Origin of the sequence: Nocardia sp. NBC_00881, assembly GCF_045207455.1 — a bacterium.
In the GTDB taxonomy this organism is placed as follows: domain Bacteria; phylum Actinomycetota; class Actinomycetes; order Mycobacteriales; family Mycobacteriaceae; genus Nocardia.
This window is the reverse complement of sequence record NZ_CP108798.1, coordinates 8,299,802-8,314,638: the sequence shown is the minus strand read 5'-3', so window position 1 is coordinate 8,314,638 and position 14,837 is coordinate 8,299,802. Positions and strand designations below refer to the sequence as shown.

The window sequence follows — 14,837 nt, the reverse complement described above, 5'->3', positions numbered from 1 at the left end:
CAAACCATCGCACACCGCTGATACGGCTGATGACGAAAGCGGCACGCCCACCGCATCCGGCGCACCGCACCGCTCCGAACGGCGTGTCAGCCCACCGGCGCCGCCTTCTTCGCCACCCGCTTCGTGGCCTTGGCCGCAGTCGGCTCGACTGCCCGAGTCTTGGCCGCGGCGGCCTTGGCCGGCGTCTTCTTCGCCGGGGCCTTCGGCGCGGACGCCTGCGCAAGCACGTCGCGCAGAAACTGACCGGTGTAGCTTTCCGCAACGGCCGCAATATCTTCGGGGGTTCCTTGGGCAACGATGGTGCCGCCGCCGGAACCACCCTCGGGACCCATATCGACCACCCAGTCGGATGTCTTGATGACGTCCAGGTTGTGTTCGATAACGATCACCGTGTTGCCCTTGTCGACCAGGCCGTTGATGACGCCGAGCAGCTTGCGGATGTCCTCGAAGTGCAGACCGGTCGTCGGCTCGTCCAGGATGTACACCGTGCGGCCGGTGGAGCGCTTCTGCAACTCGGCGGCCAGCTTGACGCGCTGGGCCTCGCCGCCGGAGAGGGTCGGCGCGCTCTGGCCGAGGCGCACATAGCCGAGCCCGACGTCCACCAGCGTCTTGAGGTAGCGGTGGATCGAGGTGACCGGCTCGAAGAACTCGGCGGCCTCCTCGATGGACATGTCGAGCACCTCGGCGATGGTCTTGCCCTTGTAGTGCACCTCGAGTGTTTCCCGGTTGTAACGGGCGCCGTGGCAAACCTCGCACGGAACATAGACGTCCGGCAGGAAGTTCATCTCGATCTTCAACGTGCCGTCACCGGAGCAGGCCTCGCAGCGACCGCCCTTGACGTTGAATGAGAACCGGCCCGGCTGGTAGCCACGCACCTTCGCCTCGGTGGTGGCGGCGAACAAGGTCCGGATCTTGTCGAACACACCGGTGTAGGTGGCCGGGTTCGAACGTGGGGTGCGGCCGATCGGCGACTGGTCCACCTGCACCAGCTTGTCCAGGTGGTCGAGCCCGTTCACCCTGGTGTGCCTGCCCGGCACCTGCCGCGCGCCGTTGAGCCGGTTCGCCAGCACGGTCGCCAGGATGTCATTGACCAGCGTCGACTTGCCCGACCCGGACACGCCCGTGACCGAGGTGACCACCCCGAGCGGAAAACTGACGTCGATGCCCTTCAAGTTGTGCTCGGTCGCCCCGACCACGGTGAGCTGCCGCTTCTTCGCAACAGGGCGGCGTACCAGCGGCACCTCGATTCGCTCGCGGCCCGAGAGATACGCGCCGGTCAGCGAGTTCGGATCGGTGAGCAGCTCCTGGTAAGGCCCGCTGTGCACCACCTTGCCACCGTGCTCGCCGGCGAGCGGGCCGATGTCGACTACCCAGTCCGAGGCGCGAATGGTGTCCTCGTCGTGCTCGACCACGATCAGCGTGTTCCCGAGATCGCGCAGCCGGGTGAGGGTTTCGATGAGCCTCCGGTTGTCGCGCTGGTGCAGGCCGATCGAGGGCTCGTCGAGCACATACAGCACGCCCACCAGGCCGGAGCCGATCTGGGTGGCAAGCCGGATCCGCTGCGCCTCACCGCCGGACAGCGTGGCCGCCGCGCGCGACAGACTCAGGTACTCCAAGCCGACGTCGAGGAGGAAGCCCAGCCGCGCCTGCACCTCCTTGAGCACCTGCCCGGCGATGGCGGCCTCGCGCTCCCCCAGAGTCAGCGAGTTCAGGAATTCCGAGCAATCGCCGATGGACAGCTCGCTGACGTCGGCGATGGACTTTTTGTCGCCGTTCGCGGCGATGGTGACCGCCAGAATCTCCGGGCGGAGGCGGGCGCCGTTGCACACCGGGCACGGGATATCCCGCATATACCCGTCGTAGTGCTCCTTCATCTGCTCGGAGTCGGTGTTCTCCATGCGCCGCTGAAGGAACGGCATCACGCCCTCGAAATCGGCGTAGTAAGAGCGTTTGCGGCCGTAGCGGTTGGTGTAGGAGACGTGCACCTGGTCGGCGCTGCCCTCCAGCACCGCCTTGCGCGCTTTCAGCGGCAGGTCCTGCCATGGCGTATCCATGGAGAAGCCGATCGACTCGGCGAGGCCGGACAGCAGCCTGGTGAAGTACTCGGCGGTCTGGCCGCGCGACCACGGGGCGATCGCGCCCTCGTTCAGGCTCAGTGCCGGGTCAGGCACCACCAGGTCCGGGTCGACCTCCTTGCGGATGCCGAGGCCGGTGCAGTCCGGGCAGGCGCCGTAGGGCGAGTTGAACGAGAACGAGCGCGGTTCCAGGTCCTCGATGTCGAGCGGATGGCCGTTCGGGCAGGCCAGACGTTCGGAGAAACGGCGCTCCCGGTCGTGCGCGTGCTCGTCGCGGTCCACGAAGTCGAGCACCACGATTCCGTCGGCCAGCCGTAGCGCGGTCTCGATCGAATCGGTGAGGCGCTGCTTGGAATTCGGCTTCACCGCAAGGCGGTCGACCACGACCTCGACGTCGTGCTTCTCCTGTTTCTTCAGTTTCGGCGGATCGGTGAGCGGATACACCACGCCGTCGACCCGGACGCGGGAATAGCCCTGCGTGTTCAACTGGTCGAAAAGGTCGACGAACTCGCCCTTGCGAGTGCGGACCACCGGTGCGAGCACCTGGAACCGGATGCCTTCGGCCATGGCCAGCACCTGGTCGACGATCTGCTGCGGAGTCTGCTTGGCGATCAGTTCGCCACACACCGGGCAGTGCGGCGTGCCCGCCCGCGCGTAGAGCAGACGCAGGTAGTCGTACACCTCCGTGATGGTGCCGACGGTCGAGCGCGGGTTGCGGTTGGTGGACTTCTGGTCGATCGAGACCGCGGGCGAGAGGCCCTCGATGAAATCGACGTCGGGCTTGTCCATCTGACCGAGGAACTGCCGCGCGTATGCCGACAACGATTCGACATAGCGCCGCTGGCCCTCCGCGAAGATCGTGTCGAAGGCCAGGCTCGATTTGCCGGAGCCGGACAAACCGGTGAACACGATGAGGCTGTCGCGGGGCAGTTCCAGATCGACCCCCTTCAGGTTGTGCTCCCGAGCTCCACGCACAGTGAGGCGTTCCGCCACAAGCCGTCCCTTCTCATTCGTATTCAGCGTCCAGACAGACCCCCGCCCGCCATGCTAGGCGTGGGCACCGACAGGTTTCGCGGACCACCCGCCACCTCGATAAACGGCGGTAGCCGGGCCGCCGGGCACGGCGAACTCGGCCGGGAGACAGGCTGGACGCCTCCGTAGGATCGCCCGCCCGGCGCCGATGGTCAACAGCTCGGCGCCGCTCGCCATTCCGACGGGCTCGCCGCGCTTGTTCCGAGCCACCGCGCGATCACCCCGGGCCGAGCCGAGGCGCCGCCCGGTCACACCGAGGCGGTGATGCGTGCAGCATGGTCAGGCCGCTCCGAGCACCACGACGGAATTGTTCCCGCCCATGCCCAGCGAGAGCTTCGCGGTAATACCGCCCTCGAACGGCGCGGGACCGTCCAGCAACCGCGGGTGGGCGGACGCGACGACCGGTGCCGCGGGAATGACGCCGCGGTCGTAACCCAGCGCCGTCGCGGCCACCTCCACCGCGGCCGACGCGCCCTGGCAATGGCCCACCAGCGGTTTCAGCGCGTAGATGTGCGGGCGGTCGGCGAACAGGTGCTCGACCAGATGGCTTTCGGCCACATCGCACTGCCTGGTACCGCTGCCATGGGCGTTGAAGTAGCTCACCTCCTCCGCGCTCACCCCCGCGTCGGCGAGCCCGCGACGAGCGCAGTCGAGGATCTGCTCGTGGCTCGGGTCGACGGAGACCACGTGGTAGGCATCGTTGGTCATGGCCCCGCCCAGCACGGCGGCGTAGGGCCGGTCCACCGAGCGGGTCAGGACGAAGGCGACCGAGGCCTCACCGATACTGAACCCGCGGCTGCCCTCCTGGAAGGGCCGGCACGCGTCCAGCGGTTCGGCATCGGTGACCGCCGCGCCGAGCCCGACGAAATGTTCCACCATGTCCGGGCTCGCGGACATGTCGGTGGCGACGCAGATCACGTCGTCGGCCAGTCCTGCGTTCAGCCAGAGCTTCGCGGTGATCAGCGCGACGTTGGCCGAACTACACGCCGCGGACACGTTCATCGCCGGCCCGTGGAAACCGAACTCCTGCAATAGCACCGAGATCGGGGTAGACGGCAGCAGCCGAAGATAATCGCGGGAGCCCCGATGTCCGTGATCGACAACGTAGAAGTCGTGCCAGTTCGCCACGTCACCCAGCACGATCGCGTGCAACAGCCCGACCGTGCGGCCCGGCCGCCAACCCCGGCTTCGCGCGTCCGCGATCGCCTCCCGCGCCGCCTCGTGCACGGCACGCCCGTATCGGCTGGTGCTCACGTGGTGATCGCCGCCGTCGGGCACGAGCGACACCCAGGCATCCTCGTCCCGCTCCAGCCCGTAGCCGCTCTGTATGGACGCCGCCGACTTGCCGCTCAGCAAACCTTGCCACAAGATTTCCCGCCCCCAGCCGTATCCGGTCACCGCACCGAGCCCGGCGATGGACATATGATCTTGATATTGCGGTCTGTCGTTTCGGGACCGAATGGCGTTGGCACCCGGCATAGCATCGCTCCTTCACCGGTTTCCCCAGGCGACCAGCGGTCGGCCCGACTTCTGGGTGGGACCCGGTTTCTCATGATCACCAGCCCGAACCGTACGAAGTGCCCGAACTGTGACCTGAGCAATTGCGTCGACGGTGTGATCTTGTACACGTCGATACCAGAATAATCCCGTGTTCCAATGGCCATAAGGTCGACGATCGGGGGTTCGAGTGGGTGAGGACATGGCAGCCGCCGCGGTTGACGCCGCCGAACAACTAGCCGAGCGCTACCGTTCCCTGATCGAGCACACTCCCGACGGGATCTGTGTCCATGAGCGGGGCACGGTGGTCTACGTCAATCCCGCGACCATCCGCATGCTCGCCGCCGAGAGTGTAGACGAGGTGATCGGCCAACCGCTGACCAAGTTCGTCGATCCCGCCTCGATCCCCGCGATGCTGGACCGCATCAGCACCCTGACCACGGCGGGCGCCGCATCCGAGCCGACTGAGATGATGCTGCGGCGAGTAGACGGTGTGAGCATCCCCGTCGAGACCGTTTCGGTGCTGACCGCCTGGCAGGACCACCTCGCCTACCAGGTTGTCATCCACGACCTCACCGCACAGCGGCACGCCGAGGACGCGCAGCGCCGGGCCGAACAGTACTTCACCACGGTCGTCTCCCAGCTGGAGGAAGGCGTCGTGGTGATCGATCCGGAGGGGCGGATCGAATCGATGAATCCGGCGGCCAAACACATCTTCGGCACCGAGGGGCCCGACGAACAAGTGATCGGCCACACCATCCAGTCGCTGCCACTGGTGCTGCTCGACGGAAACGCCCAGCCGCTACCGCCGAGCCGCCACCCCATCGCGCGCACGCTCGCCACCGGCGAGACCATCACCGGCTATGTCTTCGGCGTCGACCGGGTGGACGGACAGCGGCGCTGGCTCTCCGGCAGCAGCCGCCTGCTCAACCCCGGAGATCCGCGCTCGTCGGCGGTCTCCTCCTTCGCCGATATCACCGAGTTCCGCGCCAGCAGGCGGCAATTGGAGTACCAGGCCACGCACGATGGGCTCACCGGTCTGGCCAACCGCTCATTGATCCTGTCCCAGCTGGCGGCCGCACTGGCCACCGTGGAAGAGCTGCCGGTCTCCACCGTGCTGTTCATCGACCTGGATGGGTTCAAGTCGATCAACGACAGCCTCGGGCACGCCATCGGCGACACTGTGCTGCAGATCGTCGCGCAGCGGCTGCAGCGCGCGCTGCGCAGCGACGACATCGTCGGCCGACTCGGCGGCGACGAGTTCCTCGTCCTGCTCTCCGGCCGCACCCGCCAGGTCGACATCGACATGCTGGTCGCCCGGCTGCGCCACACCATGGCCGAGCCGATCGTCGCGCGAGGGCACCGAATCGAGGTGAACGCCTCGATCGGCGTCACCGCGCTGACGATCGGCGACCGCCGCACCCCCGAGGCCGTGTTGCACGACGCGGACCTGGCGATGTACCGCGCCAAGCCGCCGGGACACCGCGATGGCGCCGTCGCCAAGGGCCAAAACAACACCCACGTGTCCTGACCGGGTGCGGTGCCATTTATCCGGTTGGTCGCTATGACCGTGGGAGTGACCTGCGGTTACGGCGAGCGTGCCGCGATCACAGTAGAATCGACAACTCTGTTTTCCGAGCGTTCACGTGCCCGGTCCGGGCACCGTGCTCCCAGCTCATCGCGGTGACAAGGAGTTAGTTTGCCCGACCTCACACAAGACCGTGCGCCATCCGCGGACACGGGCGACAGCACACCGTTGTCGACCCCTGAGGACGAGCACGAGCGAACCCACGAGACCGAGCGGGAACAGGCCTACCTGTCGGTGCTGTACGACCGGCTCGACGAAATGCGCGACTACGCGCGCAACCGGTTGCGAACCGTACTGCTGGAAACCGGCGGCACCCCGCAGGCCCGCAGCGAACGGGAGTCCTTCAGCCAGCTCTACACCGAGGACCTCGCGAAATACGATGCCGCGGAACACGGTCTGTGTTTCGGCCGCATCGACCTCGACGGCCAGCAGGAGGAGTACCGCTACATCGGCAGGCTCGGCATCCTCGACGAGAAGGACGACTACGAGAGCCTGCTACTGGACTGGCGCGCCCCGCTGGCCCGGCCGTTCTACCTGGCCACCACGGCGACCCCGGACGGCGTGACCCGGCGCAGGCATATCCGGTCGCGCAACCGCACGGTGACCGCGATCAACGACGAGTACCTCGATCTGGACACCGCGCGCCGGGCGGGCGTCACCGCCTCCGACGGCGGCGTCGGCAGCGAGAGCGCGCTGCTCGCGGCGCTCAACGCCGCCCGCACCGGCCACATGAACGACATCGTGGAGACCATCCAGCATGAGCAGGACACGATCATCCGCTCGGAGCACAAGAGCGTGCTCGTCGTGCAGGGCGGGCCGGGCACCGGTAAGACCGCCGTCGCGCTGCACCGCGCCGCCTACCTCCTCTACACCTACCGCCAGCAGCTGGCCAAGAGTGGCGTGCTGATCATCGGGCCGAACGCCACGTTCCTGGACTACATCGGCCAGGTGCTCCCCTCCCTCGGTGAGACCGGCGTGCTGCTGTCCACCATCGGCGACTTGTACCCGGGAGTGAAGGCCACCCGGGAGGACTCCCTGCGCGCGGGCGAGATCAAGGGCTCGCAGGCGATCATCGAGGTACTCGAGCGAGCGGTGCGTGACCGCCAGGAGATACCCGCCGAGCCGATCCGGCTGAGCTTCGACGGCTATCCGGTAACGTTGGACCGCAAGATCGTCACCAGGGCCCGCGGCCGCGCCCGTTCGTCGCGTCGCCCGCACAACCTCGCCAGACCGGTCTTCGCCAGTTCGGTGATCGACGCGCTGACCGACCAGCTCGCGCAGACCATGGGCGGCGACCTTTCCGGTGGGCCGAGCCTACTCAGCTCGACCGACCTCACCGAGATCAGGGACGAGATGCGCGCCGACCCGGAGATCCAGTCCGCCATCGGCAGACTCTGGCCGATTCTGTCCCCGCAGGAGGTTCTCGCCGACCTGCTCGCCGCCCCGGAGCGGCTGAACCGGGTCGCGACCGCGCTCGACCCCGCAGACCGTGCCGAGCTGGTGCGTCCGGACAACGGCACGTTCAGCGCGGCCGACGCGCCGCTGCTGGACGAGCTGGCCGAGCTGCTCGGCGTGGACGATGCCGAGGAGCGCGAACGCGCCCGCCGCCGCTGGCGCGTTCAGCTCGCCGAGGCGCAGGACGCGCTGGACATCTTGACCGGCTCCGCGCCGCAGGACCTGGAGGACGAACTCGATCCCGAGATCCTGATGGCCTACGACCTGATCGACGCGAGCCAGCTGGCCGAACGACAGGATGTGCGCGCCCGCCAGACCACCGCGGAACGCGCCGCGGGCGATCGCACCTGGACCTACGGCCACGTCATCGTGGACGAGGCGCAGGAGCTGTCGGAAATGGCCTGGCGCATGGTGATGCGGCGAGTCCCGAATCGGTGGATCACTGTGGTCGGCGACGTCGCGCAGACCGGCGACCCGGCGGGCACGTCGTCATGGCAGCGGATGCTGGAACCCTATGTCGCCGCCCGGTGGAAGCTGACCGAGCTGACGGTCAACTACCGCACACCCGCCGAGATCATGGCCGTCGCCGCGGACGTGCTCGCCGCGATCGACCCGACGGCAGACGCACCACGCTCGGTCCGCGAGACCGGCACCGTGCCGCGCGCGTACCGAGTGGCCCCAGGCGACGTGCACGCGGAGGTCGCCCGGCTGGTAGCCGCCGAATCCGGGCCGGGCACCACAGCGGTGATCGCGCCGCACGCGCTGGTGGCTCGGCTGGACGACCTCACGGGCGAGTCGGTGCGGGTGCTCACCGTGCACGATGTGAAAGGCCTGGAGTTCGACGCGGTCTACCTGGTCGAGCCGCAGAGCATCCTCGACGAATCGCCGCGCGGGCTCAACGACCTCTATGTCGCGCTCACCCGCGCCACGCAGCGGCTCGGCGTTGTGCACAGCGCGAAGCTCCCGGACGTGCTCGGCAGGTTGCGCTGACGTCCCACGCCGAAATACGAAAGGCTCCGTGCCCCATCGCGGTAGGCGACGAGCACGGAGCCTTTCCTCGAGCAGGGCTCAGCGCACGGTGTGCACGATCAGCACGTCCGAGCGCGACTTGCGCGCCACATCGGAGGGCACCGAGCCGAGCAGCCGACCTGCCAGGGTGTTCAGCCCCCGGTTGCCGACCACGAGCAGGTCGGCCTCGACCTCCTTGACCAGCGCCAAGAGCGACTCCACCGGCTCGCCGACAATGGCGCGCTCGATGATGTCCGCCGCGCCGGCGGCGATGGCCTTGTCCCGCGCGACGCGCAGGATCTCGCTGGTCGGGGCGGAACCCCGCACCTGGTAGGCCTCCTCCTTGAGGACATCGGTGGCAGCGGCGAGATCGCGACCGTCGGTCGGGTAGTACGCGCAGGCCACGACCAAGGTCGCGGTGGAAACTCCAGCCAGAGTGGCGGCCTTCTCGACGGCGACATACGACGAGTCCGAGCCATCGGTACCGACGACAATGGTCCGGTAGGCGGTCATTCTCTCCTCCAACTAAGCGGTGGGTCGGGTGCTGCATCCGGTCTGTCCCGCAGATCGGGGCGTCGGCGCGGCGATTGGGCTCGACCATAGCGGCAAACGGTGCGGAAATATCAGAAATCGCAATACATCACAGTCGGGGTGTTCAACCATTCCTGCCACGGGTTCTCCGGCGAATGTCAGAAAGGCGCAACCAACCAGCGCCGAACCGATTTCGGTGTCCGAAACCTGTGATTTCGCACAATCGAGATGAACGGTCTTGCCACCATGGGATATTCGTCACACAGTCAGGTCCGTCAGACGTAGATCGGCCCACCGCGCCGCTAAGGCCACTGACCATAGTTTGCCCAGAGAATGCCGAGAATCGCTCCGATGTCATGCCTCCTCTCTCTGCCGCGAATAGGACGCGCACTATTAGCGCGGCCGGTCTGCCTAGAGGTCGAAAAGAGGCCCGGTGATGGTCAATCCGAGATCGTCGACATGCGCGAAGAACGCGAACAGCATCAGGGCGGCGCCCGCCAGAGCAACGTCCTTGTTGAACTGGACCATCTCGCCCTGTTTGGTTTCCGCGTCGGCCTCCTTCCAGAACGGATGCATCAGAAAGGCAGTCGGCAGTAGCGCAACCACCAGCAGCAGCGACCCGAGATCGGCCCATACGCCGAGAAGCACGCTCAGTCCGCCCAGTGCGAACACCACACCCGAGGCCAGCACGGCGTACTTCGGCATGGGAATCCCCCGACCCTGTGCATACCCCGCCATCGCCTCCGTCTGAGTGAAGTGCCCGAGCGCGGAGCCCAGGAAGAGGAAAGCGAACAACACCCGTCCGATCAACACCACGACATCCATGTCAACTCCTTGTCGGCTGATGGTTGATAGCGCAACTTCGACTGCGTGCCTGGTCACCCTTCCTGGATGGGCGGAAGAATCCCCACAATCGATCCAGACAGCAACTAATTTCTGATCGGCGTGACCTTTGACGTTACCTCGTTACGTGAACGTAGCGAATTCTTGGCGTATTCCAGTGGAGTCATTCCGACCTCCGCGGTGAACTCACGCGAGAAGTGCGCCTGGTCGAAGTATCCCAGGTCGGCGGCCAGTGCGGCCAGGTCTTCGGTGCGGCCCTTGGCGAGCAGATCGGCCCCGTCCTGCAACCGATAGCGGCGCAGTACCCATTTCGGGCCGGCACCGACGTAACGGCGGAACATGCGCTGCAGGGTGCGCGTGGGCACACCGAAGCGGTCCGTGATCTGATCGACCCTGGTCAGCTCCAGATCGTTGGCCATCGCGTCGACGATGCGCAGCACCAGCCGGTAGGTCGAGTCGTCGACCGACGGCCTGCCCGCGAGGAACTCCTCGACGACGGCGCGGCGTTGCCCGTCGGTGGGCACGTCGAGCACACGCTCGGCCAATCCCGCCGCCTCGGGCATGATGTCGGTGAGGCCGACGGAGCTGTCGCGAAACGAACCGACATCGAGTCCGGTGAACGCGCCGAAACCGCCCGCCCGGAAGCGAATACCGAATGTTTCACCGAGCCCACTGAGCTCGCGGACGTATTTGCCGGTGCTTACGCCGTTCACGAATCCGCCGCTGCGTGCGTCGGATCGTTCGAAGGTGATATTGACGCTCGGATACGACAGCACCTCGGCGCGATACGGCGGTCTGCCGCGCAGATCCCAGCGCACTGACCAGTACCACTCGACGTAGCGATCCATTGCCGGACCGGGGACCAACCGGGCCAGAGATCGGTGCTTGGCCTGTTCGTCCGGGTGCAGGATGCCCTTGGTGTCGGCGGGGAGGGCCGGATTACGGGCCCGCCCTGGCTCGGTGCCGGGCGATTCAGCGCGGCCGGGCATGGTGTCGCTTTCTTACAAGACCCGCGGACCGCGAGCGACAAGGGTTGGTGCCATGACGAACACAGTGAACCCCATTGCCGACGGCTACCACTCGATCACCTGCTTCCTCGCGGTCGGCGACGGCAACAAGGCCATTGATTTCTACACCGCCGTCTTCGGAGCCGAGGTGCTCAGCCGCAACGATCTGCCTGACGGTCAGCCCGCGCACGCGGAGTTGAAGTTGGGTGACTCGACCCTGCAGATGGGCATGCCCATCCCGGACAACGGCGTGCTCGCCCCGAACGGCGAGTGGGTGCACACCTCGATCGTGCACTACTGCCCTGATGTCGACGCGGTCGTGCGGCGCGCCGTCGAACACGGCGCCCGTCGTGTCGAAGAGCCGCAGACCTTCGTCACCGGCGACCGCTACGGCGTGATCATCGATCCGTTCGGCCACCGCTGGGCAGTGCTCACCAGGGTAGAGGAGGTCTCGCGCGAGGAGGCCGAGCGCCGAGTGAACGAGTGGATGGCCGCCCAGGCCTGACGCCCGTGCCGCCTCCGCGACCGCACGGCGCCCGGTCCGCGGAGGCAGAGCCCTTGCGGCACAGCTCAACTCAACCCGGCGGCATCCATGCCGCGCAGTTCCTTCTTCAGGTCCGCGATCTCGTCGCGCAACCGGCCGGCGAGCTCGAACTGTAACTCCCTGGCCGCGTTCATCATCTGTGCGGTCAGTTCCTTGACCAGGTCGGCGAGTTCGGCGCGCGGCATCGACTTGATGTCGCGGCCCTCGTACACCCCGGCGCTCACCGCCCGGCCCGGCTCGCCCTGGGCACGGCGACCGCGGCTGGCATTACGACCGGAACCGCCGACCTCCACCTCGGTCTCGTCTGCTTCTCGGTACACCTGGTCGAGGATGTCGGCGATCTTCTTACGCAACGGTTTCGGGTCGATGCCCATTTCCTCGTTGTAGGCGATCTGCTTGGCGCGGCGGCGTTCGGTCTCATCGATGGCGAACTGCATCGAAGCGGTGACCTTGTCGGCGTACATGTGCACTTCGCCGGAGACATTGCGCGCCGCGCGGCCGATCGTCTGGATCAGCGCGGTGGTGCTGCGCAGGAAGCCTTCCTTGTCCGCGTCGAGGATCGCCACCAGCGACACCTCGGGCAGGTCGAGACCCTCGCGGAGCAGGTTGATGCCCACCAGCACGTCGTACTCGCCGAGCCGCAGCTGCCGCAGCAACTCGACGCGACGCAGGGTGTCGATCTCGGAGTGCAGGTACCGCACCCGGATGCCGAGTCCGAGCAGATAGTCGGTGAGGTCCTCGGACATCTTCTTGGTCAGCGTGGTGACCAGCACCCGCTCGTCGCGCTCGGTGCGCCCCCTGATCTCGTGGATCAGGTCGTCGATCTGGCCCTTGGTCGGCTTCACCACGACTTTGGGGTCGACCAGGCCCGTCGGCCGGATGACCTGCTCGACCACTTCGCCACCGGTCTGCCCCAACTCGTACGGACCGGGGGTGGCCGAAAGATACACCGCCTGCCCGATCCGGTCGGCGAACTCCTCCCAGGTGAGCGGCCGGTTGTCCACCGCGGACGGCAGCCGGAAACCGTACTCCACCAGGTTGCGCTTACGGGACATGTCGCCCTCGTACATGCCGCCGATCTGCGGGACGGTGTTGTGCGACTCGTCGATGACGAGCAGGAAATCCTCGGGGAAGTAGTCCAGGAGCGTCGCGGGAGCCGAGCCGGGCGGGCGCCCATCGATGTGGCGCGAGTAGTTCTCGATGCCGGAGCAGAACCCGACTTGCCGGATCATCTCCAAGTCGTACTGGGTGCGCATGCGCAGCCGCTGCGCCTCGAGCAGTTTGCCCTGGCGCTCCAGCTCAGCGAGCCGCTCCGCCAGCTCGGCCTCGATGTCGTGCACCGCGCGCTCCATCCGGTCCGGACCCGCCACATAGTGGGTGGCCGGGAAGATGCGCAGCATGTCGACTCGGCGGACCACGTCGCCGGTGAGCGGGTGCAGGTAGTACAGCGCATCGATCTCGTCGCCGAAGAACTCGATGCGGACCGCGAGTTCCTCATAGGAAGGGATGATCTCCACGGTGTCGCCGCGAACGCGGAACGAGCCGCGGGTGAACGCCATGTCGTTGCGCGTGTACTGCACGTCGACCAGCAGCCGCAGCAGCGCGTCGCGATCCACCTCGGTGCCCACCTCCAGCTGCACCGAACGGTCCAGATACGACTGCGGTGTGCCGAGGCCGTAGATGCACGACACGGAGGCGACCACCACAACGTCGCGCCGGGACAGCAGGCTGGACGTTGCCGAGTGGCGCAGGCGCTCGACGTCGTCGTTGATCGAGCTGTCCTTCTCGATGTAGGTGTCGGTCTGCGCGATGTACGCCTCGGGCTGGTAGTAGTCGTAATACGAGACGAAGTATTCGACGGCGTTGTTGGGCAGCATCTCGCGCAGCTCGTTGGCCAGCTGGGCCGCGAGGGTCTTGTTCGGCGCCATTACCAGCGCGGGTCGCTGCAGCCGCTCGATCAGCCATGCGGTCGTTGCCGACTTGCCGGTCCCGGTGGCGCCGAGCAGCACCACGTCACGCTCGCCCGACCTGATCCTGCGCTCCAGCTCCTCGATCGCGGCAGGCTGGTCACCGGCCGGCTGGTGCTCGCTGACCACCTGGAACCGGCCGTCGACGCGCTCGATCTCGCCGACGGGACGGAACTCCGAGTGCGCCAGCGGCGGCTCGCCCGCGGCCCTGCCCTCGTAGCCCTCCGCCGGAATCTCGGTTGCGAATGCCATGCTCATCAGCCTAGGCCCAGCCACCGACAGACTTCGCGGCCGTGCGACGACGGCCGGTGCGACGGGTCACGCCCGCCGCACCGCTCGATACGGATGCCGCGGCGAGGCCGAGGACGGCGACCACCGGGTGCCGGGTGCCGGACCGGAATCCGATCGGCAGCATGTGGTTCGGGGGGGGCGCGCACAGCGTTCTCACAGTCCGGGCGGGTATTATCGGAGCAAACCGTCACCTGCCCGAAATGTCCGTTGCGGCAACATATTTCACATTCGGGAACACGTCAGGAACCGCGCGGCGACCCTGTCTCCGGTGTAGCCTGAATTGGTTATTCGGATGTGGTGAAGGACAAGAGCTATGACTGGTCTGATTCCATTGCTCGTCGCCGTGCCGGCCGTCACCGGCCTCGCCGGGTTTGTCGCAAGAGATCTCCGCGCGGCGGTTCCCTCCACGACGGGTGCCACCGCGATCACACCACCCGGCCCGGCCACCCCGGCCCCGCACCGGCCGAGGATCGAGTTCTTCAACCTCGACCACCTCACCAACACCGACGCCAAGGGCTTCGTCCGGCCGGTCGAGCGCTTCCATGTCGAGCCGTGGGGCCTGTACATGGCGCGCGCGGTCGACGGACCGAGCTCGCACTATCTCGAATCCTGGTTGCTGCCAGGGCTTTCGCTACGCGCGACGGTCACGCGGCGCAACCCGGCACACCACAGGAACCCGGATTATCGCCTCGACATCGGCGAGTTCACCCAGCTGGGTCCGAAGCGGTGGAAGGCGGTGGACCACTACTTGGACATCGTGGTGCGCCGCGGCCGCACTGCCGAACTTCTCGGCGTCGGCGAGTTGCTCGCCGCGCACGCGGCCGGCCTGGTCGACACGGCACAGGCGCACCGGGCAGTCGCGCGCGCCACGGCCGCGCTCGACGGGCTGGCCGCGCACGACCACTGCGTCGAGGACTGGCTCGCCACCCACGGCATCACACTCACCTGGTTGTAACCCGGCGGTCACCGCCGCTCGACTCGACGGAGTCGTCACGACGG

At 67.0% G+C, this 14,837-nt stretch carries 10 protein-coding genes; 4 read left to right on the top strand and 6 right to left on the bottom strand.

All coding sequences use genetic code 11. From position 1 onward, the window contains the following. Positions 1–86: 86 nt before the first annotated feature. Positions 87–3,068 (bottom strand): excinuclease ABC subunit UvrA, encoded by a 2,982-nt coding sequence (gene uvrA / locus OH799_RS35390; RefSeq protein WP_406273623.1) that lies wholly within the window; start codon positions 3,066–3,068, stop codon positions 87–89. A 318-nt stretch (positions 3,069–3,386) separates the two neighbouring features. Then, positions 3,387–4,529: a beta-ketoacyl synthase N-terminal-like domain-containing protein gene (locus tag OH799_RS35385; RefSeq protein ID WP_406273620.1), complete on the bottom strand. Its 1,143-nt coding sequence runs from the start codon at positions 4,527–4,529 to the stop codon at positions 3,387–3,389. 277 nt (positions 4,530–4,806) lie between these two features. Between OH799_RS35385 and OH799_RS35380 the strand changes: the two genes are divergently transcribed. Further along, the gene (locus OH799_RS35380) at positions 4,807–6,135 is read left to right on the top strand and encodes a diguanylate cyclase domain-containing protein (RefSeq protein ID WP_406273617.1); all 1,329 of its coding nucleotides are present in this window, start codon (positions 4,807–4,809) and stop codon (positions 6,133–6,135) included. A gap of 225 nt (positions 6,136–6,360) precedes the next feature. Then, on the top strand, positions 6,361–8,637 hold the full coding sequence (locus OH799_RS35375) for a HelD family protein (protein WP_406282908.1): 2,277 nt from the start codon (positions 6,361–6,363) through the stop codon (positions 8,635–8,637). A 78-nt stretch (positions 8,638–8,715) separates the two neighbouring features. Here the strand turns inward: OH799_RS35375 and OH799_RS35370 are convergent, their stop codons facing one another. From OH799_RS35370 to OH799_RS35360, 3 genes are all read right to left on the bottom strand, one after another. Continuing rightward, positions 8,716–9,168: a universal stress protein gene (locus OH799_RS35370; protein WP_406273614.1), complete on the bottom strand. Its 453-nt coding sequence runs from the start codon at positions 9,166–9,168 to the stop codon at positions 8,716–8,718. Between the two features lie 429 nt (positions 9,169–9,597). After that, a complete protein-coding gene (locus tag OH799_RS35365; RefSeq protein ID WP_406273611.1) occupies positions 9,598–10,011 on the bottom strand; it encodes a DoxX family protein in 414 nt (137 codons plus the stop codon). Between the two features lie 104 nt (positions 10,012–10,115). After that, complete coding sequence (locus OH799_RS35360; RefSeq protein ID WP_406273608.1) at positions 10,116–11,018, bottom strand: DUF6597 domain-containing transcriptional factor; 903 nt, start codon at positions 11,016–11,018, stop codon at positions 10,116–10,118. Positions 11,019–11,070: 52 nt separating this feature from the next. Here OH799_RS35360 and OH799_RS35355 point away from each other — a divergent pair, with 52 nt between their 5' ends. Further along, the gene (locus OH799_RS35355; RefSeq protein ID WP_406273605.1) at positions 11,071–11,541 is read left to right on the top strand and encodes a VOC family protein; all 471 of its coding nucleotides are present in this window, start codon (positions 11,071–11,073) and stop codon (positions 11,539–11,541) included. A 65-nt stretch (positions 11,542–11,606) separates the two neighbouring features. Here OH799_RS35355 and uvrB read toward each other — a convergent pair whose 3' ends face one another. Further along, entirely contained in the window at positions 11,607–13,799 is a 2,193-nt protein-coding gene (gene uvrB, locus OH799_RS35350) for an excinuclease ABC subunit UvrB (RefSeq protein ID WP_406273602.1), read from the bottom strand. 352 nt (positions 13,800–14,151) lie between these two features. Here uvrB and OH799_RS35345 point away from each other — a divergent pair, with 352 nt between their 5' ends. After that, a complete protein-coding gene (locus OH799_RS35345) occupies positions 14,152–14,793 on the top strand; it encodes a DUF402 domain-containing protein (RefSeq protein WP_406273599.1) in 642 nt (213 codons plus the stop codon). The last annotated feature ends 44 nt before the right edge of the window (positions 14,794–14,837 follow it).